21 protein-coding genes, 1 pseudogene and 2 riboswitches are annotated in these 25,944 nt (G+C 62.9%); of the genes and pseudogenes, 11 read left to right on the forward strand and 11 right to left on the reverse strand.

The window, feature by feature from the left end; translation table 11 throughout:
* The first annotated feature begins 830 nt into the window (after positions 1-830).
* The gene (locus P3T25_RS45895) at positions 831-1,772 is read left to right on the forward strand and encodes a flagellar brake protein (protein ID WP_429364188.1); all 942 of its coding nucleotides are present in this window, start codon (positions 831-833) and stop codon (positions 1,770-1,772) included.
* A gap of 41 nt (positions 1,773-1,813) precedes the next feature.
* On the opposite strand, the gene P3T25_RS45900 is transcribed toward P3T25_RS45895, so the two are convergent.
* The 4 genes from P3T25_RS45900 to cobW all read right to left on the reverse strand — a co-directional run bounded on the left by P3T25_RS45900 (position 1,814) and on the right by cobW (position 8,459).
* Complete coding sequence (locus tag P3T25_RS45900; RefSeq protein WP_372342412.1) at positions 1,814-2,353, reverse strand: vWA domain-containing protein; 540 nt, start codon at positions 2,351-2,353, stop codon at positions 1,814-1,816.
* A gap of 131 nt (positions 2,354-2,484) precedes the next feature.
* Positions 2,485-3,552, reverse strand: coding sequence for an ATP-binding protein (locus P3T25_RS45905; protein WP_154566997.1), 1,068 nt, complete (start codon positions 3,550-3,552; stop codon positions 2,485-2,487).
* Entirely contained in the window at positions 3,549-7,349 is a 3,801-nt protein-coding gene (cobN, locus tag P3T25_RS45910) for a cobaltochelatase subunit CobN (protein WP_154566996.1), read from the reverse strand. The genes P3T25_RS45905 and cobN overlap by 4 nt, the downstream gene beginning before the upstream one ends.
* Before the next feature lie 6 nt (positions 7,350-7,355).
* Positions 7,356-8,459 (reverse strand): cobalamin biosynthesis protein CobW, encoded by a 1,104-nt coding sequence (gene cobW / locus P3T25_RS45915; RefSeq protein WP_302273832.1) that lies wholly within the window; start codon positions 8,457-8,459, stop codon positions 7,356-7,358.
* Positions 8,460-8,644: 185 nt separating this feature from the next.
* Positions 8,645-8,917, reverse strand: a riboswitch (cobalamin riboswitch).
* Between the two features lie 79 nt (positions 8,918-8,996).
* A riboswitch (cobalamin riboswitch) is annotated at positions 8,997-9,224 on the forward strand.
* 224 nt (positions 9,225-9,448) lie between these two features.
* On the opposite strand from cobW, the gene cobA reads away from it, so the two are divergent.
* Genes cobA through bluB form a run of 4 tightly spaced genes read left to right on the forward strand, consistent with a single transcriptional unit; the run spans position 9,449 to position 13,261 of the window.
* Positions 9,449-10,717, forward strand: coding sequence for a uroporphyrinogen-III C-methyltransferase (gene cobA / locus P3T25_RS45920; RefSeq protein ID WP_372342787.1), 1,269 nt, complete (start codon positions 9,449-9,451; stop codon positions 10,715-10,717).
* On the forward strand, positions 10,714-11,316 hold the full coding sequence (cobO, locus tag P3T25_RS45925; RefSeq protein WP_154566994.1) for a cob(I)yrinic acid a,c-diamide adenosyltransferase: 603 nt from the start codon (positions 10,714-10,716) through the stop codon (positions 11,314-11,316). Before cobA ends, cobO begins: the two co-directional genes overlap by 4 nt.
* Before the next feature lie 3 nt (positions 11,317-11,319).
* On the forward strand, positions 11,320-12,618 hold the full coding sequence (locus P3T25_RS45930; RefSeq protein WP_171929031.1) for a cobyrinate a,c-diamide synthase: 1,299 nt from the start codon (positions 11,320-11,322) through the stop codon (positions 12,616-12,618).
* Positions 12,602-13,261, forward strand: a complete 660-nt coding sequence (gene bluB, locus P3T25_RS45935) for a 5,6-dimethylbenzimidazole synthase (protein ID WP_154566992.1) — start codon at positions 12,602-12,604, stop codon at positions 13,259-13,261. Before P3T25_RS45930 ends, bluB begins: the two co-directional genes overlap by 17 nt.
* A 22-nt stretch (positions 13,262-13,283) precedes the next feature.
* Here the strand turns inward: bluB and P3T25_RS45940 are convergent, their stop codons facing one another.
* From P3T25_RS45940 to P3T25_RS45955, 4 genes are all read right to left on the reverse strand, one after another.
* A complete protein-coding gene (locus P3T25_RS45940) occupies positions 13,284-13,880 on the reverse strand; it encodes a DUF4136 domain-containing protein (RefSeq protein WP_233465185.1) in 597 nt (198 codons plus the stop codon).
* Positions 13,881-13,914: 34 nt separating this feature from the next.
* Positions 13,915-16,437: a CHASE2 domain-containing protein gene (locus tag P3T25_RS45945; RefSeq protein ID WP_429364193.1), complete on the reverse strand. Its 2,523-nt coding sequence runs from the start codon at positions 16,435-16,437 to the stop codon at positions 13,915-13,917.
* Between the two features lie 66 nt (positions 16,438-16,503).
* Positions 16,504-17,955, reverse strand: a complete 1,452-nt coding sequence (locus P3T25_RS45950; RefSeq protein WP_429364195.1) for a FecR domain-containing protein — start codon at positions 17,953-17,955, stop codon at positions 16,504-16,506.
* Positions 17,952-18,689 (reverse strand): response regulator transcription factor, encoded by a 738-nt coding sequence (locus P3T25_RS45955; RefSeq protein ID WP_154566989.1) that lies wholly within the window; start codon positions 18,687-18,689, stop codon positions 17,952-17,954. Before P3T25_RS45955 ends, P3T25_RS45950 begins: the two co-directional genes overlap by 4 nt.
* A 737-nt stretch (positions 18,690-19,426) precedes the next feature.
* Between P3T25_RS45955 and P3T25_RS45960 the strand changes: the two genes are divergently transcribed.
* The 6 genes and pseudogenes from P3T25_RS45960 (at position 19,427) to P3T25_RS45985 (ending at position 23,497) form a co-directional block, all read left to right on the forward strand.
* The gene (locus P3T25_RS45960) at positions 19,427-19,681 is read left to right on the forward strand and encodes an Arm DNA-binding domain-containing protein (RefSeq protein WP_154566988.1); all 255 of its coding nucleotides are present in this window, start codon (positions 19,427-19,429) and stop codon (positions 19,679-19,681) included.
* Positions 19,682-19,741: 60 nt separating this feature from the next.
* Positions 19,742-20,449, forward strand: coding sequence for an IS6 family transposase (locus P3T25_RS45965; RefSeq protein WP_266243175.1), 708 nt, complete (start codon positions 19,742-19,744; stop codon positions 20,447-20,449).
* Between the two features lie 62 nt (positions 20,450-20,511).
* A complete protein-coding gene (locus P3T25_RS45970; protein ID WP_154567848.1) occupies positions 20,512-20,886 on the forward strand; it encodes a 3-keto-disaccharide hydrolase in 375 nt (124 codons plus the stop codon).
* A gap of 260 nt (positions 20,887-21,146) precedes the next feature.
* Complete coding sequence (locus P3T25_RS45975) at positions 21,147-21,728, forward strand: lecithin retinol acyltransferase family protein (protein ID WP_429364198.1); 582 nt, start codon at positions 21,147-21,149, stop codon at positions 21,726-21,728.
* Between the two features lie 222 nt (positions 21,729-21,950).
* A pseudogene (locus P3T25_RS45980) lies at positions 21,951-22,914 on the forward strand (histone deacetylase family protein).
* A complete protein-coding gene (locus tag P3T25_RS45985) occupies positions 22,886-23,497 on the forward strand; it encodes an amidohydrolase family protein (protein ID WP_429364200.1) in 612 nt (203 codons plus the stop codon). Before P3T25_RS45980 ends, P3T25_RS45985 begins: the two are co-directional and overlap by 29 nt.
* Before the next feature lie 9 nt (positions 23,498-23,506).
* Here the strand turns inward: P3T25_RS45985 and P3T25_RS45990 are convergent, their stop codons facing one another.
* The 3 genes from P3T25_RS45990 to P3T25_RS46000 all read right to left on the reverse strand — a co-directional run.
* Complete coding sequence (locus P3T25_RS45990) at positions 23,507-24,547, reverse strand: 2-dehydropantoate 2-reductase (protein WP_171929039.1); 1,041 nt, start codon at positions 24,545-24,547, stop codon at positions 23,507-23,509.
* Between the two features lie 150 nt (positions 24,548-24,697).
* The gene (locus P3T25_RS45995; RefSeq protein WP_171929040.1) at positions 24,698-24,934 is read right to left on the reverse strand and encodes a formate dehydrogenase subunit delta; all 237 of its coding nucleotides are present in this window, start codon (positions 24,932-24,934) and stop codon (positions 24,698-24,700) included.
* Positions 24,935-24,942: 8 nt separating this feature from the next.
* Positions 24,943-25,944: molybdopterin oxidoreductase family protein (locus P3T25_RS46000; protein ID WP_429364203.1), on the reverse strand; the 1,002-nt coding region annotated here is incomplete at its 5' end.

Genomic DNA, 25,944 nt, shown 5'->3' on the forward strand with positions numbered 1-25,944 from the left:
CCCCGAAGAGTCCACCGGCGCGTCGCGCATCAAGCGCCCACACTTATCGGCTGTTAATTTTTAAAGATCGATTACGCATTCACTACCGGACCAGCGCCGCGCGAGGTTGACACCAACCGTCAACATCACAACCACCCGGCACCGCTTCGTTCTGCGTCGCTGCATCAGCAGCAGAGAAACGAGATTATGGAGAACGGTCGGCACATCGTCAATCCCCTCAGTGCAATTATTTTCAAAAAGTTGAGAGACGCCGAAGCAGTCCACTTCACGGCGCCAGAAAAATACTTAGGTATCCAAGTTAATTATCGGCCAATAACAGCGATCGTGATTTTTTGCAAGCGAGAGGCGCCAATACTAACGAGCGAACTCACGCCGCAAGAAGCGGAGGAGACGGAGGATGCTGGGGGGGGAACACAGGAGGCCGAGGGAATGAGTGAACGAAGGGGCACAGTAAAACTGGAAGGCAAAGACAAACAGGAAGCGCAACCGAGGGGAGTGGCGTTATGAAGTACTCTTCGGCGCGCGCAGCGCCGCCGGAAGAATGACGCCCTTGTCACTGGCGTATGCAGGTGCACGAACCCAGATTCCAGATGCACCACTACCCGTTGCAGGCCACGGTGCCCACTTAGCATGAGCGGTTTGAGCTGCTTTCTTTTGCCTACTTTTCTTTGCAGCCGGCAAAGAAAAGTAGGTGCCGCCCCGCACAGGGGCAACGCCAATAGACCACTAACAAATCAAGGAAAACCACAGCCCCTAGACAAACAACCCCTAAAGCTCCCGCCCAGCACAGCCGTAAACAAGTAATCCCGCCACATATTTAGCCGCCGACCATGGAAAACCAGACAGAAGCCCAAGCCGAAGCTCAAGCCGCGGCCCCAACACCGTCGTTGACTCTGGAAGCCGTACCAGTAGGCACCCCTCTCGACTGGCCAATCGCAGACTCCGACGGCACGCTCCTCTTCGCCGACGGCACCATCCTGGCGACCACGGACGAGCGCAAATTCCTCTTCGACAACTTCCACCCGCACCGCGGCGACCTGCTGGCAAAGGCCCCACAACCGGAGTCCCAAACCGACCACCCCGCCGACACCGCCGGCAACCTCACACTAAAAGACATGCACCTGACGATAGGTGCATTAATCGGCGTACGGTCGCAGCTCGGCAGCGGTGCCCCGATGCATCCATGCCGCATCATCGGCTTCGCGCCCAACCATGCGCTCTTCGTCACGCCGCCACTGCAAGACGGCCGCATCCTCCCGCTGCGCCTCGGTGAAAACATCGAGATCGTCGCCATAGCAAGCCATGCCGTGTTTCGTTTCGTCTGCACGGTCGAGGCCGTGTGCTGCGCCCCATTCGACTTCGTAGTGCTATCGAAGCCCGGTGTGATCCGCCGCCTGCGCGAACGCAAGTCGATCCGCGTCCACGCGCACCTCGCGGTGCGCTTCGGCATCGGCGAAACCGGCGACTCATACGACGGTCTGGGCCTCGCCAAAAGCATCAGCGCACTCGGCATGTCGCTGGCCACTTCGTGGACGCTGCGTGCAGTCGGCGAACGACTGCGCATCGCCTTCTGCCTCAAATCGGCGGAGATGCAAACGGAGATCGAAACCACCGCAGTCATCCGCAACGTGCAGAAAGGCAGTGCGCCGGGCGAGCCGTCGACCCACGGCCTCGAACTCGATCAACTCGACGCCGCGCAGCAGATGGCGATGAAAGTCTTCGTATTCGACCGCCAGGACGACGTGCAGTACTGGTCCAACGGTTTGAAATAAGCGCGCGAAAACGTGCCGGCCGTCGCGCGTGTCGCTCAGACTCAGGCGATCAGTTCGTCCGGCGTAAACAGCGCCGCGCCCCATGCATCGGCAAGTGCCTGGCAACGGCCCAACCGTATCGCCGCTCGCTCGAAGTCGACGAATACCACCTCATCCGCGTGTCGCGGCCGCGTCGGTTGATCGCCACTGCGCCCATCGGTCAGAATCCACAGCCAGCGCTGCTGCGCGGGCTTGCGTCGGACGCTGCGCTCCAGCACCTGCGCGGCATGACGTACGCCGGACGCTAACGGCGTCCCACCGCCCCCGCCCACCGGTCTTAGCCACCGCTCGTTCCACCAGCGCGGCACAGCCGGACCGAAGCGCAGATCGGCACCAGCCCCGCCAAAACACACCAGCGCCGCCTCGGCGCGAGCGGCACTGGCGCGATCGAACAACGCGATCAGCAGACCCTTGGCGAGCGCGAGGCGTTGGCCGCCAAGCATGGAACCGGAGCAATCGAGCACAAAGCAATGCAGCACCCCGCCCCGCGGCGCCTCTCGCGCGAAACGCAGATGCTCGGTGCGCAACGTGTCCTGACGCATTGCGATGAGCGTCGGCAGCCATGCAATGCGCTTGCCCGGCGCACCTTGCAAGCGGCTACGCGGACCTGCGCCGGCACCTTGCCGCCATCGAAAACCGCTGCGCGAGTCAGCGGCGGCACCCTTCCGATGGCTCAGCGTTTTTTTGCGTTGAGCGGAATGACGCCTTTCACCTGCGCGACGCCTGCGGGCTGCGGTGACAAGTAACCCCAATCGCTATCGCCGGCAGCGGCGGCGCTTGACGTTGAATCTAGTGAAGATGGCGAGGACGCAGCATCCGCATCGTCGACAACCTGCCGCGGCGCTTCACTCTCACGTGCGTCGCCACCTGCACGCGTCTCGCGATCGTGGCGCCGATGCATCAGCACCGACTCAGCGACCCGTTCGACATGCTCCGTCGTCACCGCAGCCGCCTGCTCCAGCGCCGCCAATGCCCGCGCCGCGCGCAACATCACGAGATCGGCACGCAACCCATCGACCGCCGCGTCGATGCACAGCGCACTCACATGCGCATGCACGGCGTCGTCGAAGTCAAGTTGCGGCAGCACTTCACGTGCCGCATGAATCCGCTGAACATACGTTTCCTGTTGCTGCGTATAGCCGGCACGAAAACCCTGCGGATCGAGATCGAACGCCAGACGTGCCTTGACGATCTGCTGACGCACCTGTGGCTCAAAACAGTTCTGCAACCCGACCATCAAACCAAATCGATCGATCAGTTGCGGCCGCAACTCGCCTTCTTCCGGATTCATCGTGCCGATCAGCACGAAGCTCGCATCGTGACTATGCGAGACGCCATCGCGTTCGATGGTATTCACTCCACTGGCAGCCGCATCGAGTAACGCATCGACGAGCGCATCGGGCAGCAGATTCACCTCGTCGACATACAGTACGCCGCGATGCGCTTTCGCGAGTAAGCCAGGCGAAAAACGCACCGAGCCATCGCGCAGCACGGTTTCGATATCGAGCGTGCCGATCAGGCGGTCTTCACTCGCGCCCAGCGGCAAATTCACCAATTGCCCTTCGGGTAACAGCTCCGCGAGCGCGCGCGCCGCGGTCGACTTCGCCGTGCCGCGGGGCCCGCTCACCAGCACGCCACCCAGACCAGGATCGATCGCAGCGAGCAGGAGCGCCTGCTGCAATGGCGTCTGGCCAATCAGCGCGGCAAAGGGGAAAGCGAGCCGTTGGGTCGCAGCATTCATGTTTGCATTCCTTCGATCTGCTGCTCGCTCGCGAGCAGATGCTGTTCGACTTGCGCGCGATAGTCGCCGGGCGCCTGCCACAAGCCGCGCTGCATCGCTTCGAGCAGACGCTCGCAGATCGAATGCATGGCGTGCGGATTGTGCCGTTGCAAGAACTCGCGCGTGTCGGCGTCGTTCAGATAAGCGTCGGTGACGAGCGCATATTGATGATCGGCGATCACGCGCGCGGTTGCGTCGTAGCCGTAGAGATAGTCGACCGTCGCCGCGATTTCGGCGGCACCCTTGTAGCCATGGCGTTTCACGCCATCGAGCCATTTCGGATTGACCACGCGCGAGCGGACCACCCGCGCGATCTCTTCATGCAGCGTGCGCACGCGTGGCGCGGCCGGATTGCTGTGATCCGCGTGATAGATCTGTGGTTGAGTGCCAGTCAGGTGCCGCACAGCCGCGACCATGCCACCCTGGAACTGGTAGTAGTCGTTCGAATCGAGCAGGTCGTGCTCGCGGTTGTCCTGGTTCTGCAGCACGACGTCCATTGCGGCGAGACGTGTGCCGAATGCCTGGCGCGCTTCTTCGCCGGCGCTTTTCTGAGTGTAGGCGTAACCGCCCCAGGCCTGATAGGCGTTCGCGAGATCGGCGTCGGTTTGCCATTGCTGCGAGTCGATCATGTCCTGCAGACCCGCGCCATAAGCGCCAGGCCGCGCGCTGAACACGCGCCAGCCGGCACGCTTGCGCGCCTCGGCGGCGTCCATGCCGCGCGCAATCAGCACGTCGCGTTCGCGCAGCACACGCGCGCGGATCGGGTTCAGTTCTTCGGGCTCGTCGAGTTCGGCCACGGCCTGCACGGCGGCGTCGAACAGATGCATCACGTTCGCGAAGGCATCGCGGAAAAAGCCGGATACGCGCAACGTGACGTCGATACGCGGCCGGTCGAAGGCCTCGATCGGCATGATTTCGAAATCGGTCACGCGATGACTGCCTGGAGCCCACTTCGGCCGCACGCCGAGTAAAGCGAGTGCCTGGGCGATATCGTCGCCACCGGTGCGCATGGTCGCGGTGCCCCATACCGAGAGGCCGATCGCGCGCGGATAGTCGCCCTTCTCCTGCAAATGCCGTTCAATCAACTGCTGCGCGGATTTCAAACCGAGCGACCATGCCGCTTGCGTCGGCACTGCGCGCGTATCGACCGAATAGAAATTGCGGCCGGTAGGCAGCACGTCGGGCCGTCCGCGCGACGGCGAACCGCTCGGCCCCGGCGGCACGAAACGCCCCTCAAGGCCGCGCTTCAGGTTCAGCATTTCCTGCGGACCGCAGGCGTCGAGCCGCGGCAATACGTCGTTGCGCAGACGTTCGATCACGCGTTCGGCTTGCGGCAAAGTTCCGCTTGCGGGCGCCGCATCGGACGTTTCATGGCCGCACACTTCACGCAACATCTCAGCCGCCAGCAGTTCCAGACGCTCGCGTGTATCGCCACAATGCCGCCAGGGCGCATCGCTCACCCGCTGCAATACCTCAGGACGTGGACCGTCCCACGCCGCAGCCCAGTCCACCGACAACGGATCGAACAGATGATCCATCAGCAGATCGCGCGCCAACGCGTCGATCAAACCAGCCTTGCCGCCCTGGCCATCGCCGACCGGAAAGCGCCCCAGCGCCAGCAACGTATCGCGCCGCTGCACACCCTCAGGCGACTGCCCGAACGTATGCAAGCCGTCGCGAATCTGCGCCTCCTTCAACTCGCACAGCCACGCATCGACGCGCGTCAGCAGCGCATCTTCATCGTCCTGACCGTTCGGCTCCGCAAGACTCAACTCGTCATGCAGCTTATGCTCGACGATGGTCGCGAGAATGGTGCGCCTCAACAGCTTCGAGCGGCGCGGGTCGACCATCAGTGCTTCATAGTATTCGTCGACCTGGCGCTCGAGGTCCTGCAACGGCCCGTAACTTTCGGCGCGCGTGAGCGGCGGCATCAGGTGATCGATGATGACGGCCTGCGCGCGACGCTTCGCCTGACTGCCCTCGCCCGGATCGTTGACGATGAACGGATACAGATGCGGCATCGGGCCGAGAATCAGATCGGGCCAGCAGGCATCGCTCAACGCGACGCTCTTGCCGGGCAGCCATTCGAGATTGCCGTGCTTGCCGACATGCACGACCGCGTCGATGCCGAACTGATGACGCAGCCAGAAATAGAACGCCAGATACGCATGCGGCGGCACGAGTTCAGCGTCGTGATAGCTCGCGTAATCGCCCTGCTCGCGCGAACGCGACGGCTGAATCCCAACGAACACCTGCCCGCAACGCCAGCCCGCGATCATGAAACGGCCGCGCCGCAGTGTCGGATCCTGCTCGGGTGAGCCCCAACGCGCGTTCAGCGCATTGCGAGCTTCGGCGGGCAACGCATTGAAGTACACAAGATAGTCGTCGAGCGCGAGGCTTTGCAACGCAGGCCGCAAGTCACGCACGACCGGATCGTTGGTCACGCCTTCGGTCAGCTTCTTCAACAGCGCGTCACCGTCGGCGAGCAGCTCGGCCACGCGATATCCCTCATCGCGCAACATGGACAGAATGCCGACCACCGAGGCCGGGGTGTCGAGCCCTACGCCATTGCCGATGCGCCCTTCGCTCATCGGATAGTTGGCGAGGATCAGCGCAAGTTTCTTGTCCGCGTTATCGAGCGTGCGCAGACGGCACCAGCGGCGGCTCAATTCGGCCAGAAAGCCGACGCGTTCGAGGTCCGGTTGGTAGCGGACCACGTCGACTTCGGTATGCGGACAACGATAGGCGAGGCCCTTGAAGCTGATCGCCCGCGTGATGATGCGGCCGTCCACTTCCGGCAGCGCAATATGCATGGCGATATCGCGCGAGTTGAGGCCCTGATTGTCCTTGACCCAATCCTCGCGATTGCCGCCGCTCAGGATCACCTGCATCACCGGCGCGTCGCCGGCGAGCGCAAGCGGCTCGGGGTCATCGATAGCGGACGCGGCGAATGCGGTTGTATTCAGCACCAGCGCGACATCATGTTGCGCGCACAACTGCTGTACGACGTCGCGGCTCATCGCGTCTTTAAGCGAGGTAATCGCGATCGGCAGCGGATTCAGGCCTTGCGCTTCGAGCGCATCGATCAGGGCGTCGAACACGGCCGTGTTGGCCGCTTGCAGATGCGCCTTGTAGAACAGAATCGCAGCGACCGGCGCGCCCTCCCGCCAGCGCGCCTGCCAGTCGGCAATGGTCGGCGTGTCGCGTTCGGGATGGTAGAGCGTCGCGGCAGGCAACGCGCGCGGCAGCGCAGGCTCGCGCCCCCAGCCAAGCGCGCGGTACGCGAGAAAGCGCAGGAACGCCTCGGCATTCTGCGGGCCGCCTTCACGCAGATAGCGCCATAGCTGATGACACAGATCGGCGTCGGCGGTGCTGCGCGCGAGAAGATTCGGGTCTTCCTGCAGATCGCCGGAGAACATCGCGAGCGTCTGCTGCTTGCGCTCGGCGAGCGCGACCACCTGTTCGATGCCGTACGGCCAGTACGCCTCGCCGCCGAGATGATCGACCACCACGACACGCGCATGCTGCAACACGTCTTCGACATAGAAATCGACCGAAGCCGGTTGCCGCAAATACGTGACGTTCGCAAGCCGCACGCTCGGAAAACCCGCGCCCAGACGAGGAAACACGCTCGCGAGCAACGACAGCGTGGTATCCGCGGAGCTGAGCACCACGATATCGGCGGGCCGTTGATCGATCCGGATCACGCCCTGTGTATCGTCGACAAAACCGCCCGGCGTAGTGCGCAGCAGATGCATGACAGGTTACGCCTGTTGCGGCTGGGCGCTGTTCGCGACGGCGCCCAACGCAGCGTCGAATGCCTGTTGCAGCGCGGCCTGGTCGAGGTCTTCGCCGATCAGCACGAAGCGGCTTTGTTGCTCTGCGCCCGTTTCACCCGCTTGCCAGCGCCGGTCGAAATAACTATCGAAACGACGGCCCACGCCCTGGATCACCAAGCGCATCGCCGCACCCGGCAACGCCGCGAACCCTTTCACGCGGTAAATCGTGTTGGTTTCGACGAGGCCCTGCAACGCGGCGATCACGGCTTCGCGCGACGAAACATTCGCGTGCACCACCACCGAATCGAACTCGTCGTGATGGTGATCGGCGTCTTCGGCCGAACCGTGATGGTCGTGGCGCAGATGAATCGTTTCTTCCGACGCCGCTTCAAGGCCCAGCAGCGTATGCAGGTCGAGTTGACCCATCTGCGCGCGCACGATCTTCACTTGCGGCGGAATTTCTTCGCGGATGGTGGCCTCGACAGAAGCCTGCTGCGCGTCGTCGAGCAGATCCGTTTTGTTCAGAATCACCAGATCGGCCGCCGACAATTGGTCTTCGAACAATTCGTGCAACGGCGATTCGTGATCGAGATTCGGATCGGCCTTGCGTTGCGCATCCACGGCGACCGGGTTGTCGGCGAACTGGCCGCTCGCCGCGGCCGGGCCGTCAACCACGGTAACGACCGCGTCGACGGTAAAGCTATTCTTGATCTGCGGCCAGTTGAACGCCTGGACCAGCGGCTTCGGCAATGCGAGGCCGGACGTCTCGATCAATACATGATCGATCTGCTCGCGGCGCTCCACCAGCTTTTCCATCACCGGGAAAAACTCTTCCTGCACGGTGCAGCACAGGCAGCCGTTCGCGAGTTCATACAGTTGCCCTTCGGTTTCGACGCCGTTTTCATCGCAGCCGATGCCGCAACCCTTGAGGATTTCCCCGTCGATGCCGAGTTCGCCGAACTCGTTGACGATCACCGCGATGCGCTTGCCGCCCGCATGCTGAAGAATGTGCCGCAGCAGCGTGGTCTTGCCGCTGCCGAGAAAGCCCGTGACGATGGTGACGGGGATCTTGCGCATTTGAGTTTGCATCGTGAGGTCCATCCGTAGGAGCTGCTCGTGCACGCCGGCGCATTGTGTACAGGTTGGGCAAACGGGGCACATGCCCCAAACCACGACATTAACCAGACACGGGGACGAACAACGGCGTTGCCGAGGCAACCGAAAAACAGAAAACGAGAATGAGGTCATGAACGCGCCACCGCATCCCCGCGATGGTCGTTCTTCGTAGTCTGGCCGGTATCCGGGCTGGCGAAAGCGCCGCTTCCCCTTCCCGGACGAGTGGTTTCTCGCCCAGTGGTTATATGCCGACGCGGCCTTGCGCGTGGACATCGAAGCCGGCTCCGCGGCGCTCTTGAACGCACCGCTTTTCGCTTACCGTTGCGGGGGCAGCACAGGTTGACCCGGTCCATTGCAGGTGGGCACCCTGTTTCCCGTTTAACTGCATGCGCACGAGCGCGCACGCGAGCACCAAAGTGCGTGCGAGTGTAGGCCGAGCGCCCCGTGCCGTCAAGGAACCGCGGGCTGCGGCAAGGCCTTTCCACAGTGCCGGCGCGGCCCGCCGTGTGCTATCGTATGCGCGCGTTTGGTGCCCGCATATGCGTTCACATGTGCAGTTAAACGGGAAACAGGCCGCGCTCGCTGCGCTCAACCTGTGCTGTCCCCGCAACGGTAAGCGACCTGCGGTGCTTTCGCATCGCGCATGCGTTTTTGATGCCACTGTCCGACGAATCCGGACGGGAAGGCAAAACGCATGAGGCCGCCAGCCCGGATACCGGCCAGACGCGGAGGCAGCGAACGTCACGCTGCCGGCCGCCGGAATCCGCGAGGGACGGATGTGAAGGCGCTGAAGCACGACGTCGCGCGGCCGTTGGCGTTTCCCTGTGAGAAACGCGGCGAGCAGCGTTATTCGTCGCGCGTAATCCGTAGCACCGCATGACCTCAATTTCCGTCGCCTCCGGCCTCATCGAGCCTCATCCGTTTCCGTTTATCACGACATGGCGCACGCCATGCACGCCGCAATGAGCCGCGCCTGGCTGATCGGCGCCGGCCCCGGCGATGTCGAACTGATGACGCTCAAGGCAACGCGCGCGTTGGCGCAAGCCGATGTGGTCCTGGTCGACGATCTGGTGAACCCCGACGTGCTGCAGTTCGCGCGCGCCGACGCGCTGGTCGTGTACGTCGGCAAACGTGGCGGGCATCCGTCGACGCCGCAGGCCGGCATCGTCGCGCAAATGCTCGAACATCTGCAGGCGGGACGCAGCGTCGCCCGTTTGAAAGGCGGCGATCCGTTCGTGTTCGGCCGTGGCGGCGAAGAACAGCAAGCGCTACATGCCGCGGGCATCCGCGTGGACGTGATCAACGGCATCACCGCCGGGATTGCGGCGCCCGCGGCAATCGGCATTCCTGTGACGCATCGCGATCACGCGCAAGGTGTGGTGTTCGTCACCGGACACGGCGCCGGCAGCGGCGAGCCGGACTGGGCCGCGCTCGTCGCCACGCGGATGACGCTGGTGATTTACATGGGCATGCGGCGGCTGAACGAAATCGTCGACGCGTTGCTCGCGGCCGGGATGAGCGCCGATACGCCGTGCGCGGCGATCGAATCGGCTACGCGCCCCGAGCAACGGCATGCGCTCGCGCGGCTCGGCGAGTTCGCGGATACGGTCTCGCGCGCCGGGCTCGGCTCGCCGGCGATCGTGGTGATCGGCGGTGTGGCGTCGCTGGCGTTGGCGCGGCATGCGGTGAATGTTGGCAGCGAACCCCGCGGACACGCAATGAAAACGCTAACGGTCGGTATCGGTTGTCGTTTGCACAGCTCCGCCGAGGAAATCGAAACGGCTGTACGTGCCACGCTCGGCTCGCATCCATTCGACGAAATCAGCACGATCGCCTCGGTCGACGTCAAAGCCCAGGAAGCCGGCTTACTCGAATTCTGCGCACGTCATGCGCTGCCGCTGAAGCTGTTCAGCCGCGAGCAAATTGCGGCGATCTCCGTGGACGATCCGTCGGCGGCCGCACGCGAGCATCTCGGCATAGACGGCGTCTGTGAGCCGTGCGCCTTGCTCGCTGCGGCGGCCGAATCTGGTGCAGCCAGCGTACCTGGTGCGGCCCATGCATCGGTTGGATCAATTACCCCAGTTGCCTCGTCTGCAGCCGACACCCCCAACGCACGGCTACTCGTGCGCAAAACCGTACACGCCGGCGTCACAGTCGCGATAGCATCGACCACCGCCCGCCCCGCCCGCGAACACACAAACACCGACGCTCAAGAACAGGACCTCCCATGAAGACCGATCCCGAATCCCATCAGCGCATGACCGAACGCCGGCGCGAGGGCCATGAGAAAAAGCAGGCCAGCGCCACCGTCGAAAAAGGTCTGCTGATCGTCAATACCGGCACCGGCAAAGGCAAAACCACCGCAGCGTTCGGCATGGCCGTGCGCGTGCTCGGGCACGGCATGCGCCTCGGCGTCGTGCAATTCATCAAGGGCGCGCTGCATACGTCGGAGCGCGACTTCCTCGGCGCAATCGCCAATTGCGACTTCGTCACGATGGGCGACGGCTACACCTGGAACACGCAGAATCGCGACGCCGACATCGCCACCGCGCGCAAAGGGTGGAACGAAGCACGTCGCATGATCGAAAGCGGCGACTATCAGATGGTGATCCTCGACGAACTGAACACCGTGCTGAAATACGAATACCTGCCGCTCGACGAAGTACTGTCGGTACTGAACGCGCGCGCGGCGATGCTGCACGTGGTGGTGACCGGCCGTCACGCGCCGGACGCGCTGATCGAAGCCGCCGACCTCGTCACCGAAATGCGCATCGTCAAGCACCCGTATCGCGAGCAAGGCGTGAAAGCGCAGCGTGGCGTGGAGTTCTGAGCGATGTCCGCGTGCCCCGCCCTGTTCATTAGCGCGCCCGCGTCGGGCCAAGGCAAGACCACGATTACCGCGGGTCTGGCTCGCTACCATCGGCGACAGGGGCGACGCGTGCGCGTATTCAAGACCGGCCCCGACTTTCTCGACCCGATGATCCTGGCGCGTGCCAGCGGGGCGCCAGTCCTGTCGCTCGATCTGTGGATGGTGGGTGAGTCGGCCTGTCGCAATCTGCTCGCGCAGGCGGCCGCCGAAGCGGATCTGATTCTGATCGAAGGCGTGATGGGTCTGTTCGACGGCACGCCGAGCAGCGCAGATCTGGCAACCACATTCGGCGTGCCGGTACTCGCGGTGATTTCGGCGAAAGCCATGGCGCAGACCTTCGGCGCGGTCGCTTTCGGCCTTGCGCAATTCAGGCCGGAGGTACCGTTTTACGGCGTGCTCGCCAATCGGGTCGGTTCGCCAAGGCACGCGCAAATGCTTGAAGAGACTTTGCCGCCGGACCTGCGCTGGTGCGGGCACATCAGCGGCAACGACGAGATCGAGCTGCCCGACCGCCATCTCGGCTTGCATCAGGCGGCGGAGATCGACGATCTTGACACACGTCTGGATCGCGCCGCCGATGCGCTCGCGCAAACCGCGCTGGCCAAATTGCCGCCGCCGGTCGAATTCGGCACGCCTATAGAAGAAGCACCGCCGCGTCTTCTGGAAGGCAAGCGCATCGCCATTGCGCGCGATGCCGCATTCTCGTTCATCTATCCGGCCAACGTCACGCTGTTGGCGACACTCGGCGCGCACATCGATTATTTCTCACCGCTCGCCGATGAAGCGCTGCCGGAGCATGCCGACGCCCTGTACCTGCCAGGCGGCTATCCCGAACTGCATGCGGAATTGCTCGCCCGCAATCTGCGCAGTGCCGCAACGATTCTCGCGCATGCTGCAGCAGGCAAACCGGTCGTCGCCGAATGCGGCGGTATGCTCTACCTGCTTGAACAGTTGACCGACACGGGCGGCACCACAACGCCGATGCTCGGCCTGCTGCCCGGCCATGCAACAATGCAAACGCGCTTCACCGCGCTCGGCATGCAACAGATCGACAGCCTGCACGGTTCAATGACCGGCCACACATTTCACTACTCAAAGCTGACGACGCCGCTCACGCCGCTGCGTTCAGCCACCCGGCCAAATAACGATGCCCCCGGCGAGGCCGTATTCCGCGCCGGCTCGATCGTGGCAACCTATATGCATGCTTATTGGCCCTCCAACCCGGCCTTCACGGCCGCCCTGTTCCATGGCGAAGCCTTTTAACGATTCCGAACGCGAAGCCGTCTACCGCGCGATTTACGAGCGGCGCGACATGCGCCATTTCGTGCGCGACCCGGTTGACCCTGCCGTGCTGCAACGCCTGCTCGATGCGGCGCATCATGCGCCGAGCGTCGGCTTCATGCAGCCATGGCGCATCGCGCGCATTACCGACCCGGCTTTGCGCACGGCGCTGCACGCGAGCGTCGAAAGCGAACGCCTCGCCACCGCCGACGCACTCGGCAAGCGTCGCGAAGAGTTCATGAAGCTGAAAGTGGAAGGCATGCTGGAATGCGGCGAACTGCTGGTGATGGCGCTGATGGACGGCCGCGAGCGTCACATCTTCGGACGCCGCACCTTGCCGGAAATGGACCTGGCTTCCGTGGCGTGCGCGATCCAGAACATGTGGCTGGCCGCACGGGCGGAAGGTCTGGGAATGGGCTGGGTGTCGCTATTCGACGTCGACACGGTGCGTACGCTGCTGCATATGCCCGAGGGCGCACGGCCGGTGGCGATCCTGTGTCTCGGCCACGTCGATCAGTTCTATAGCGAGCCGATGCTGGAAACCGAACGCTGGGCGAGCCGCATGCCGCTCGCCGATTGCGTGTTCGAAAATCGCTGGCCGGCAGACGACAAAGCGCCGGAATAACGGGGGCGCAGACCTCTGACTGCTACGGCTGAACAGGCTTGACCGAAACCACATCCGGCACGCCGCCCGCCTGATCGGTTCGCAGTTTCACGCGCCAGTCGGGCGGCGCATCGAACGGAAATTTTGCCAGCGCGCTTTTCACCAGCACCGGCATCGCATGCAGCGGGTCGGCATCGCGATCGCTGCTGGCCGCGCTCACCTTGTAGACTTCCTGTCCGCTCGACTGCTCGAAAAACCGCAGCGTCAGCGCGTGCTGATAAGCGCGTCCGCCGAATAGCGAAAACGGCGGTTCGGGCGAGCGTTCGCACACGCCTGGCGCGCAGTCCTTCGCGCCCACGCCGATTGCGGCCGGCCGCGTGTCATACGCAATCGACAGCAAATAGTGCGCGGACTTGCCCGCCGAATCGGTGAAGCCGTTCTTCGCCAGCTCATCGCGCAGCATCGTTTCAAATTGCGGATGATCCGCGCTGACATCCTGCGACGGCATGCGCGCAATCGTATAGGTGCGCTCGCCCTGCAGCACGGCCGAGGGATTCGCCGTGTGCACATCGGCGTTCAAACCGGCGCATCCAGTCAGACTCGCCGCGGCCAGCGCAGCACAGATCAATATCGCTTTCACCGGCTTCTCGCTTCGATAAGATGAGTGTTCATAGTCATGAGCGTGGCATTGTGGGCACGTCGGCTTGCGCTTCGTCGAGTGCCGGCAGGGAAATCGTAAACGCGGTCCCCTTGCCCGGCGCGCTGACCACCTCGACATCGCCGCCATGGCGCGTCACGACGGTCTTGACGAATGCCATGCCCAATCCGGCACCGCCCACTTCCGGCCGCTCCGTCTCGTGAAAGCGCCGGAAGCGCTCGAACAGGCCCGCCTGCTGCTCCTCGGGAATCCCATAGCCTTCGTCGCGAATCGTGCACGATACACGTTTTGCCGCAGCGGGCGCGGCCATCTGCGTCAGGCCGCGTGGTGCGCTGAGACAGCCGACGCTCTTCAGGCTGCACGTGATCCGCGTATCCGGCGGACTGTACTTGACTGCATTGTTCAGGATGTTGACGAGTGCACGCGTCATCAGCGAGCGGTCGGCGCAGATCCAGTGGCCGTCGTCGGCATCGGTCCCGCCGGCCGTATCGGTTTGCAGCGTGATGCGCTTGGCGTGGGCCTGCGGCCAGACTTCGTCGCTGGCGTCGATCAACAGCTCGGTCATGCTCACCGGTTCGAGCACATAGGTTTGCGATTCGGCGCGCGCGAGTTGCACGAAATCGTCGGCGAGCGTCAGCGCACGTTGCGCATAACGCTCGATGCGTTCCAGCAGGCCACGCGCGAGCACCGGCTCGCTGCGCGCCCGCTCGATCTCCACCAGCGCCAGAATCGAAGCCTGCGGCGAGCGCATATCGTGCGACAGCAGCCGCAACGCGTCTTCCCGTTGGCGCTCGGCCGCGTGCAAGGCCGATACGTCGACCAGGCCCGCTATCCAGCCCGTCGTCTCACCTTGCTCGTTCGTGCAATTCGCGTAGCGCAACAGATGGTCGCGCTCGTGGGCGTCGCGCACCTCGACGCCTTGCGCCATCAGCTCGGCGAACTCGCCGCGCGCGGGATCGAGCAGCGCCGGCCACTGAGCATGCGCGAGGAGATTGTTCTCGGCGTCCGACGCTGCGCCACTATCGATGGTCTTGACCAGCGTCAGGCCGCCCAACACGGCCCGCATCGGCCGGCCCTCCGGCAGCGGTGCGTCAAGACGCGCGAAATGCGCCTTGGCGGCATGGTTCGCAATCAGCACGATGCCTTCCACGTCGCTCACCAGGATCGGCTCGGGCATGCTGTCGAGGCTGTCCCACACGAAGCGTTTCATGTCCTGCACGCGCTGCGCCGCCTGCGCCATCAGCGCCATATGCTGCTCCAGCACGTCACCGCCGAACTCGCGGCGGCGCTGTGGTGTTTCCGGCAGGAGGTGCGGCTCGTCGGCGAGGCGTTGCAACTCTTCGCGCAGATAAGCCATCGTCATTTCGAGGCGCCGCCAGTTCCAGATCGGATACACCACGATCAAACCGGCGATCGCCGGCACCGGCGACATCCACAGCCGCGCGCCGTATAGCAGCGCCGCGCTGCCGACGGTGGCAAGCGCGCCCAACGCGACGGTCAGCAGCAACGAACGTCGCGGCGACAGCACCAGAAAGCCGGCGAGCAGCGCGGCGAGCGGCGCCAGCGACACCGCGAACAGCACCCAGGGCTCGGCGGGCTCGAGCTCGCGACCGGTCAGCAGCGTATCGAGCACGTTCGCGTGGATATAGACACCGGGCAGCGGCCCCAGCTCACCGGACACCGGTGTGGCAAAGCGGTCGTACAAGCCGGACGCGGTCACGCCGATCAGCACGATGCGTCCGTGCAGCTTGTCCGCGGGGACATTGCCGGCGAGCACATCCGCAAAACTCAGCTTCGCGTAGTTCTGCGCGTTCGGACCGAAAGGGATCAGGAAGCGGCCCTCGCCTTCATTATGGTCATCGGATTGGGCCGCCGCCTCGCCGGACGACGGCCGGTGCGGCCGCTCGTTCAGTTGCAGCGCGCCATGCTCGACGGCCTGGGCGACCGGCACCATCAGTTGCGGCCAGCGCGAATTCGCGTCGCCCTCGAACCGCGCGACGCTGCGCACGATGCCGTCGCTATCGACTTCAAGGTTGATATGCCCAAGCCCGGCTGCGGCATGCACGAGCGGCGCCACCGGCTCGACCGCGACGCGCTGGCCGGCGCCGTCCGGCGGGGTCAGCAGCATCGGCAGATAGGTGGGGCTCAGGGCGACCGCGCGGGCGAGTTCGGTGTCTTCCGGATTGGCTTCGGTAAACAGCACGTCGTAGATCACCGCGGCGGGCTTCGCCTTCGCAATCTGTTCGAGCAGCCTGGCGTGGGTGCTGCGCGGCCATGGCCAGCGGCCAAGCTGCGCAATGCTGGCGTTGTCGATTTCGAGCACCACGATATCGCGCAGCAACGGTTGCGCGCGCAGACTCAGAAACCGGTCGTAGACCAGATGATCGACGCCGGCGGTCAGCCGGCCGAGCGAACTGAGCAGAATCACCACAATGCCCAGGCAGCCGATCGCCACCCATTCGAGCAGGAAGCGGCGGCCGGCACGCCGTCCGAGGCGGGCGCGCGGGTCGAGGCTCAGGCGCGTGTGTGTGGTCGGCAAAGCGTGGCGTGGTTGAGAACTAAGGAACGGGTCGATTGTCGACCCGGCCCCGTGAATCTACCAGCGTCAGCGTGCAAGCGTAAACGAGCGGACCGCGCTGCTCTTCTCGTAGAAGCGGCCGTTTTCGAACTGCTCGGCGACGATCGACCAGTAGTAGACGCCGCCCGGCAGGTCGCTCACCACAATCTGGCCGCCCGTCAGATCGGTCCTATCGACGAGCGGATGGCGCAGGTCGGCGGTCGTGGCCAGCACAAAGCGAAAGCGCGTCTCGACCGTGGAACGGCTGACGAACCAGCGGAATTCGTAGTCGCGGCTGCCGGCGCGCGGGCCTGCCGACGCATCCAGACCCAGTTGGCGCCGCTCGAAACCGTAAACCTGCGGCAGGCCTTCGAGTCCGTTCGCGTCGATCGCGGCGATACGGACGAAATACGTACCGTCGGCCAGATCGCCGAAGTCCGCATGCGGCGCACTCACGCGCAGATCGCGAATCAGGTCGAGCTGATCGGCATCGCGCGCAATCTGTACGCGATAGGCCACGGCGCGCTCGGCGGGGACGAGGTCGAAAGCGACCGTTTTGCCGTCCTGCACTTTTGCCGGATCGGTAAGCGACGGCGCGGCCAGCAATTCCACCGGACCGCCGATCGCGCCGCCGGCCCGCGTGATACTGCCAAAGCGCGCCTTGACGAGTTGAGCCGACGCCTGCAGCGGCACGCCGGGTGGCGGCGCGGAGATCCGGCCATCGACGGCGGCCGGGTCGACGCCGACCGCGCCGTCCAGCACTTCCACTGCCGTGGTTTGTGCGTCGCCGTCGTAGGCGACCTTGAAGCGCGTACCGCGCACGCCCGCCACAACCGATGGCGAGCGGATCTGGAAGCGGTCGTCCTTTTTGGTGGCATGCGTGACCTGGCTCTCGACTTCGCCATGCTTCAGATCGAGTACGCGATCGCCCGCGCCGGTCAGCACGGTGCGCCGCAGCGTGCCGATATCGAGCACACCATTCTGCGACACCGTGATGTAGGAGCCGTCCGACAACTCCAGCGTGACAAAGCCGTTATGGCCGGTGCGAATGCGGTCGCCTTCGCCGAGCGTCGTGCCCGCCGTGAGCGGTGTAAAAGGATTCTTGCCGAAGGCGTGCTCCGCCGGACCGCTCGTCGCGATCACGCGCGCCGACTCGGGGTCCTGTCTGAGCCTGTCGGCCGGCAGACGCAGCGTGATTCCGGCCGGCAAGCGGCGTGGCGCGGGCACATGATTCAGGCGGCTCAACATGGCCCAATCGCCGGAGTCGCGCAGATAGCGGCCGGCGATTTCGTACAACGTGTCGCCGTCGTGGGTCACGTAGGACACATAGACTGGCGCCGCCGTTTTGCTACGTGGCTTCGGCGCGCGCGACGATTGCGCATCCGCCGACACCGGTACGAAGCACGTCATTGCAATCAGGCCGGCGGCCAGCATCGCGCCGGCGCGCCAGCCCGGCGAACCTGCGCGGCCGGGCGCTACCGCATCGAAAGCAACCGTCACGCATCCCCCGCTTCGGGGCGTTCTTCGGCGGCCACGGACGGCGAGCCGGATTCGATCCGCTCGAGCCGGTACCCATAGCCGTAGATCGGCGTCAGACGATAGCCATATTCCGGGCGCAAGCCGAGCTTGCTGCGCAGCATCGACACGTGCGTGTCCATCGTGCGCGACGGAATGTCCGTCGCCTGCTTCCAGATCACGTCGAGAATGTGCGCGCGCGACAACGGCCGGCTCAGATGCTGGAACAGCAGCAGCGCGAGTTCGAACTCCTTCTGCGTCACGGCGACGGTCGCGCCGCGCACCACCACGTGCTTCGCGCTCAGATCGAATTCGAATTCGCCGAAAACTTCTTTCGCCGCAGACGGCTTCAGGTGGTACGCCCGGCGCAGCAACGAGCCGACACGCGCCAGCAGGACCGCCGCGGAGACCGGCTTGACGACGTAATCGTCCGCGCCGGTGTTGAGGATCGAAGTAATATCGGTTTCGCGACCGCGGCTCGTCATGAACAGGACCGGCAAGCGTTCGGAGAGGCTTTCGCGCACCCAGCGCAGCACCTCTTCGCCCGACATGTCGGGCACGTTCCAGTCGAGCACGAGCAGGTCGAAGGTCTGGCGCCGCAATTGCCGCACCAGTTCACGGCCCGCGCCGTAAGCATGACAAACGTGGCCGGCCGCCGACAGCGTTTGGCAAACAAGGTCGGCTTGAGCCGAATCGTCATCCAGGACTGCAATTCTCATAAAACCCCGCAACGCGACATCGTCCTTCGTAACTGTTGGCCGGTGAGCCGGCAGATGGCCGGGATGGCGGTGCGAACACCGACGATCCAGCTTCCTGTTTTCATCTTCGGCCGCACTGTTTTTCGATTAACGGTCCTTTGCCTCGCGCCCTGTTCAGTTCTGCCGCCCCACTGTCTCGAAATTAGCGCGCATTTTTGGCTTTAACGCGCTGATTACCGAGGGGGCAGATCATCATAATCGAAAACGGCCGTTCTTTTTCCCGGATGCACTTATGCAGCTATCCGGCCCGGCTCGGCCACTGCGGGCCGTTCTATGGGATTTTCCCCAACGTCTCTCAGGTTCTGCCTGTTATTGAAATCGACCTCAATGGGTCGTTATTCGAGTCGGCTGGTCTCGCTCGCAGAATGGTTGGCCCCGTCTGCCTTTTGTCCTATCGGGCTGTGCCCCCCGGCGCTCAGGAAACAGCGATTTGACAATTTGCGAGTCAGTATAGGAACAGTCTCAAAATAAATCGTTTAAGAATTGTCAAACCGGTTTAAGGATGCGATTGCAGATATACATCAAAACACACAGACACCACAAAAACAACTTTAAAAACAAACGCTTGAGACAGCAATCGGATCAATCAACGTAGTGGCGACGTGCGCTGTCGCGTTGCAAAACTTCGCGGCCAGCGTAACATTTAGCGTAGGTTTTTTTCCAACCGAAGTAGTCCGGAAACCGACATCAGACCCAAGATGAAGTTCGACGCCAGACGAGCCAAGCTCCTCCAGCCGCAACAACATATAGCGTTCGACGACTTCCCCGGCTTACGACTTGAAGCTACGGCGACGCGACGCACTTGGACGTACCGATACCGATCGCCTCTCGACGGTCACATGCGACAAATCAAGCTCGGGGATTGGCCAGCAATGCCTCTCGCCGCCGCAGTCGTTAAGTGGGAGACAAAACGAGGCATCCGTGATACTGGCGAAGAGGCTCTGTCGCATTAACGCAGGCGAGGTAAAATTCGAGGCGGACGAAAACGCTCTGGCCACACGATGAAGAAGACAATGACGCCACGAACGACGCTTGCTCCAGACATCGCTAAGGTTCTGAAGCGGCTGCACTATCCGCTTGAAGTGATCCTGCTGTGTGTGCGATGGTACGTTGCCTACTCGCTGAGTTTTCGCAATCTCGAGGAAATGATGGCCGAGCGCGACATTTGTGATCATTCGACGGTGCATCGCTGGGTCATCAAGGTGGTGCCACTGTTCGAAAAGACATTTCGTAAGCACAAGCGGCCGGTCGGCAAGAGCTGGCATGTTGACGAAACCTATATCAAGGTCAAGGGCTCGTGGAAGTATCTTTACCGGGCAGTGGATAAGGCGGGCAATACCATCGATTTTCTGTTCAGAGCCAAGCGGGACAAGGCTGCTGCGCGGCGCTTCTTCGAAAAGGCAATTGGTCAGAACGGCTCGCCCGAGACCGTAACCATCGACAAAAGCGGTGCCAATCTGGCCGCGCTTAGCGCGGTGAACGTCGAGCGCGAGATGCCCATCAAGGTTCGTCAGATCAAGTATTTGAACAACATCGTGGAGCAGGACCATCGAGCCATCAAACGCAGAACCCGACCGATGCTCGGGCTCAAGGATTTCAACTGCGCGCGCGTCATTCTGAGTGGCATCGAATTGATGCACATGATCAAGAAAGGACAGATGAAATGTTCGGGCAGAATTTCGCTGTCTGCCGCCCAGCAATTTTACTCGTTGGTTTCATAAGCCATCCTCCGCATATCACCTTTGCTTGACCCGCTTTCCTTACCGCGACAGAACCGCCCAATGTGCAGAACGCGCTTCAGGAAGCGGATGCCCTCGGACGTGAAATTCAAATCGATCAACGAGGCTATGACTCTGTCACTAACACAGAAGGTCATTTGCTGAAAATCACGGGTGCGATCTATGATTTGCAGGCGCCGTCGACTTCGACCGTCGTCCAGATCGGGGCCTGGAACAACTTCCTCATCGAGGCCAACGGAGCGCGGATCCGTGTCACGCTCAACGGCCAGCTCGTCAATGACTACCAGAGCCCGCGCGAGCAGACAGGCTACATAGCCCTTCAGGCGCACGATTTTCTTTCGCGAACGCAGTTTCGAAATTTGCAGCTAAAGAAACTGCCGTCGGAACAGTCAGCGGAAACAGAACACCTGCATCCCTGACATGGGCGCTCCGAAAAGGTTTGGCGACGGACTGTTCCGGCCGCTACGCGCGGTCAGATCGGCCACGCCGTGGCCTAAGCGTACGAAAAAATCCGTTTCTTGAGGGCACCCCATCTCCAGCCTTGGAAAAAACTGGGTTGTGTGAGCCATGCGGCAATCCATAACAAAAACACTATGGTATGCAAAAAAATGTTTAACTATCGTGAATATACGTCCGGTCCTATGCTTGGCTCATGCAGTTAGCAGTTGGGAGTCGAATCATGGGACATGCCACTATCACGTCTTGCACTCCTGCGGCGATGCAGGTGCGGTGGCATCTCGGAGTTGGAAGCGAACCGGCTCTCGGCGCGCATCTCGTAACACCTCGCCGCGCATACAGTCACCACGGCATCTATGTCGGCAAGGGCAATGTAGTGCACTACGCCGGACTTGCCCGGTCTTTGCATCGCGGCCCTGTCGAGGAAGTGACGATTGCATGCTTCGCCGTAGGGCGCGAAGTCTGGATCGAGCCGGGTGATCGTCCAGGTTACGCCGACCGGCAAGTTGCAGAACGGGCGCGCTCGCGCCTTGGTGAGGATCGATACAGGCTCCTGACCAATAACTGCGAGCACTTCTGTGCGTGGTGCCTGTATGGCGAAAGCCGCAGCGAGCAAGTGCGCGCGTGCCTGACTTATCCGTGGGCGGCCATGCGCGCAGCGGTGGGCCTGTTCAAGATGTCGATCAATTACTTCGCTGCGATGGTCTGCAACCACGCGGATGCGTTGCTTGACGTAAAAAGCAGCTGCGCCGGCGCCACCGCCAATGAGCGCTTGATAGGTCAGGCGATGTCCCGCCACGCGTAAGCGTACCCGTGTATTTCGGAGCAACGTGACCGACCGTTTCGGGATCCTGACCGGCAATTTGTGGCAAGGTTGTTTTCGTCACCTCGCGATTAAGCGTTGCAAGCCGTCACTTTCGTCTGTGGGCGCCCGTGGCAACCGGCTGGAAACCCAAGCCGTGCGGGCTCCTGATGCTGTTGACCATGCTCTTATAAGGAGGCTGCGGGTTGTGCCGCGCATCAGCAAATGACGACTACCCTTGTTTATTCCCATGCTGCGTGTCTGGAGCATCGCCCCGGCCCTAGCCATCCGGAGTCGCCGGAACGTCTGAACGCCGTGCTGCGCGCGTTGCGGTCGCCGGAATTCTCGTCGTTGGAATGGCGCGATGCGCCGATGGGCACACTCGACCAGGTGCAATTGATCCACGACCGCGGCTTTGTCGATGAGGTCGCGGACATCGCCCCGCAGCATGGCTATATGCCTCTCGATGCCGGCGACACGGTGATGTCGCCGGGCTCGTGGGAAGCCGTGATGCGCTGCGTCGGAGCGGCTTGTGCTGGCGTCGACGCGGTGATGAATATGCAAGCACGCAACGTATTTTGTGCCACCCGCCCGTGTGGTCGCCACGCCGAGCCAGCCAGGGCAATGGGTTTTTGCATTTTCAATCAGGCTGCGATCGCTGCAGCCTACGCTTATGAAGTACACAAGCTGGAGCGCGTCGCGGTCGTCGACTTCGACGTCCATCATGGCAACGGTACCCAGGCAGCCTTTTTCGACCGGCCGGGGCTGTTTTACGCTTCCAGCCACCAGCCACCAGTCGCCTTTCTATCCCGGCACGGGCGCCCCATCCGAGACCGGCGTGAACCACAACATCGTCAATGTCGCGTTGCCCCGTGGCTGTGATTCGGCGCTCTTCCGGGCTCGGATAGAAGCCGGCATGTTGCCGGCGATACGCCACTTCAACCCCCAACTCATCGTCATTTCGGCCGGCTTCGACGCGCACCGACTGGATCCGCTCGCAGGCTTGAACCTCGAGGACGACGATTTCCACTGGATTACCAGTGAGCTGATGCGTATTGCCGATGCGACGTGCGAGGGGCGCATCGTCTCGATTCTCGAGGGGGGCTACAGTCTGGACGGCCTGGCCACCAGCACGGCCGCGCATGTTCGTGCGTTGATGGGTGTTGAGGCCCACCAATTGGGGCGATAGGTGCAGCAATGCGACTGATACAGGCGCCGCCGCTGCTTTGCGGCGGTACCGGCTCACAGACTTCAGTGCTTGCCCCACGTTGCGCGCAGGCCGCAACACCGAAGCGGGTAACGTGTTTGCGAAATACGGCGTGACGGTCGGCATGGGACTCGACGAAGCCGGCATCAACGAAGACCGCGACATGCTGCAGGAGATGCGTCTGGCGTTGCGCGTGCATCGCACGCCCGGCATGGACGACGACGTGCCGACCTGTGCCCAGATCCTGAAAATGGCGAGCGAGGACGGCGCGCACACGACACCGTTCGGCCGAGGAAAGCGGCAGCTTGCTGGGTCCGGGATGGCTGCTTGCGAACGGCATCGTGAAGCCCGACTTCGCGATCTGCGCCGGCTTCTCATTTGCGATTACGACCGCTCACAACGGTTGCGTTCATCTCGAAGGCTGGCTACGAAAACCGTTGCGCTTGCGCTCAGCGATTTACTGAAGGAGCGCGAGGACCGCGCCGTTGCCGATTCGATTTTGAGCGACGGCTGCATCCGCTGCGGGTCTGTGCGCACTTCCGCAGGCGCACGGGTCCGCCCATGATAGCCGCGCCTATGCCGCGCGCGGGACCCTCACCGTCCGGCCCGCGCCTTCCGAAGATGAAGAAGCAGCCTGAACCGGCGCTTGCTGCGCAATGCGCTCGCGCAGCTTGATCAATGCCAGCACCGTATCGATCGTCGGCGTTGCCTCGCCGACCAGCCGGCCCATTTCCTGGACGACAGTAAGCAGCGGGTCGATCTCCATCGGACGGTTGGCTTCGAGATCCTGCAACATCGAGGTTTTGTGGGCGCCGACCGCACCCGCGCCATCGATACGCCTTTCGACATCCACGCGGAAATGCACGCCTAAGCGGTCGCCGATCGCTTTAGCTTCCAGCATCATCGTTCGCGATACCGCGCGCGTGGCCGGATTGCTCGTGATGACGTCCAGCGTCGCGTGGGTCAGCGCGCTAATCGGATTGAAGCAGAGATTGCCCCATAGCTTCAGCCAGATTTCGTCGCGGATAGTGTCGCGGATCGGCGCGTCCAGACCCGCCGACACCATGATTTCGTGCAGTTTCTGGATCCGCGCCGTACGTTCGCCGCCCGGCTCGCCAATCGGGAACTTCTTGCCGTACACATGGCGAATCACGCCCGGTTCGACGATTTCGGCCGCCGGATACACCACGCAACCGATCGCCCGCTCGGGTCCGAGCTGGTTCCACTGCTTGCCGCCCGGGTCGATGCTGTCGAGCGTGGTGTCGGCGAATTCGCCGCCATGCTTGTAGAAATACCAGTACGGGATCCCGTTTACGGCGGTAACGATCGCCGTGTCCGGCCCCAGCAAGGGCTGCATCGCGCCCACCACGCCCGGCACCGAATGCGCCTTCAGCGCAACGATCACGTAGTCCTGCACGCCTAGTTCACGCGGGTCCGCTGAGCAACGCACGTTGACGATACGCTCGGCACCGTCGATCTGCAGACGTACGCCGTTTGCCTGCATGGCGGCGAGGTGCGGGCCGCGCGCCACGAAACTGACGGCGGCGCCTGCCAATGCGAGTTGCGCACCGAGGTACGCGCCGATCGCGCCGGCGCCATAAATACAGATCTTCATCTGTCTCCTCCTGTTTTTAAGGCACGAACGCTGTCGCGTCGAAATCGACATCCGTTTCAACTCCGACGATGCGAATTTTTCCAGGCGGTGCGTAATGCCCGTGCGCCATATCGCGGGCGCAAGCGACGCCGCCGCCGCAGGCTTCGCCGCTTATGCTCGAGCGGGCGTCAACCCAGCGCGATGGCCCGCCAGCGCCTCACGCACGATCTGGCACAACGCCTCCTTGTTCGGCGTATCGAGCACTGCCAGCAGCGCGCGCCGCATGCGCGGCTCCCAGAAGCGGCGGATATGATCGGCGATACCGGCGAGCGCTTCCTCACGGTCCGGCATCGAATCGAAAAAATCGCCGATCCGGTTCGCCATGTCGATCAGATTCTGATTGTCCATGGCTTGCCTCACTTACCCGATGTTGCGTTGGCCAGCTCGCGCTGCTTCAGCAGATCGAGCTGCTCCGTGTTGAAGCGCGAATAGTCCTGCTGCCATTGCGACGGCTGTTCGACCGGCATCACCTGCACCGCGGTCACCTTGTACTCGGGACAGTTGGTCGCCCAGTCCGAGCTATCGGTGGTGATCACGTTCGCGCCCGATTCGGGGAAGTGGAACGTCGTGTAGACGACGCCCGGTTGCATCCGCTCGGTCACCTTCGCGCGCAATACGGTTTGTCCCGCGCGGGATTCGATGCCGACCCAATCGTCATTCCTGATGCCGCGTTCTTCCGCATCGTGCGGGTGGATCTCGAGACGATCTTCGTCATGCCAGCGCGAATTTTCGGTGCGGCGTGTCTGTGCGCCGACGTTGTACTGCGACAGGATGCGGCCCGTAGTAAGCAGCAGCGGGAACTTGCGCGTGACCTTTTCCGGCGTTGCGATGAACTTCGTAATCACGAACTTGCCCTTGCCGCGCACGAAGGTGTCGATGTGCATGGTCGGCGTACCGTCTGGAGCGTCCTCGTTGCACGGCCACTGGATGCTGCCGAGCTCGTCGAGCTTCCTGTACGACACGCCGTGGAAGGTCGGCGTGAGACGTGCGATCTCGTCCATGATCTGCGACGGATGCGCGTAGTCCATTTCATAACCGAGCGCGCGCGCGAGCATCACCGTGACCTCCCAGTCGGCGTAACCCGGCACCGGCGGCATCACCTTGCGCACGCGCGAGATGCGGCGTTCCGCGTTGGTGAAGGTGCCGTCCTTTTCGAGGAACGACGAACCCGGTAGCAGGACGTGAGCGTACTTTGCGGTTTCGTTGAGGAAAATGTCCTGCACGACGATGCATTCCATCGCAGACAATGCCGCCGACACGTGGTGCGTGTTCGGATCGGATTGCACGATGTCTTCGCCCTGGCAGTACAGGCCCTTGAAGGTGCCGTGCACGGCGGCGTCGAACATGTTCGGAATGCG

Origin of the sequence: Paraburkholderia sp. GAS32 (assembly GCF_050434225.1) — a bacterium.
Taxonomy (GTDB): Bacteria; Pseudomonadota; Gammaproteobacteria; order Burkholderiales; family Burkholderiaceae; genus Paraburkholderia; species Paraburkholderia madseniana.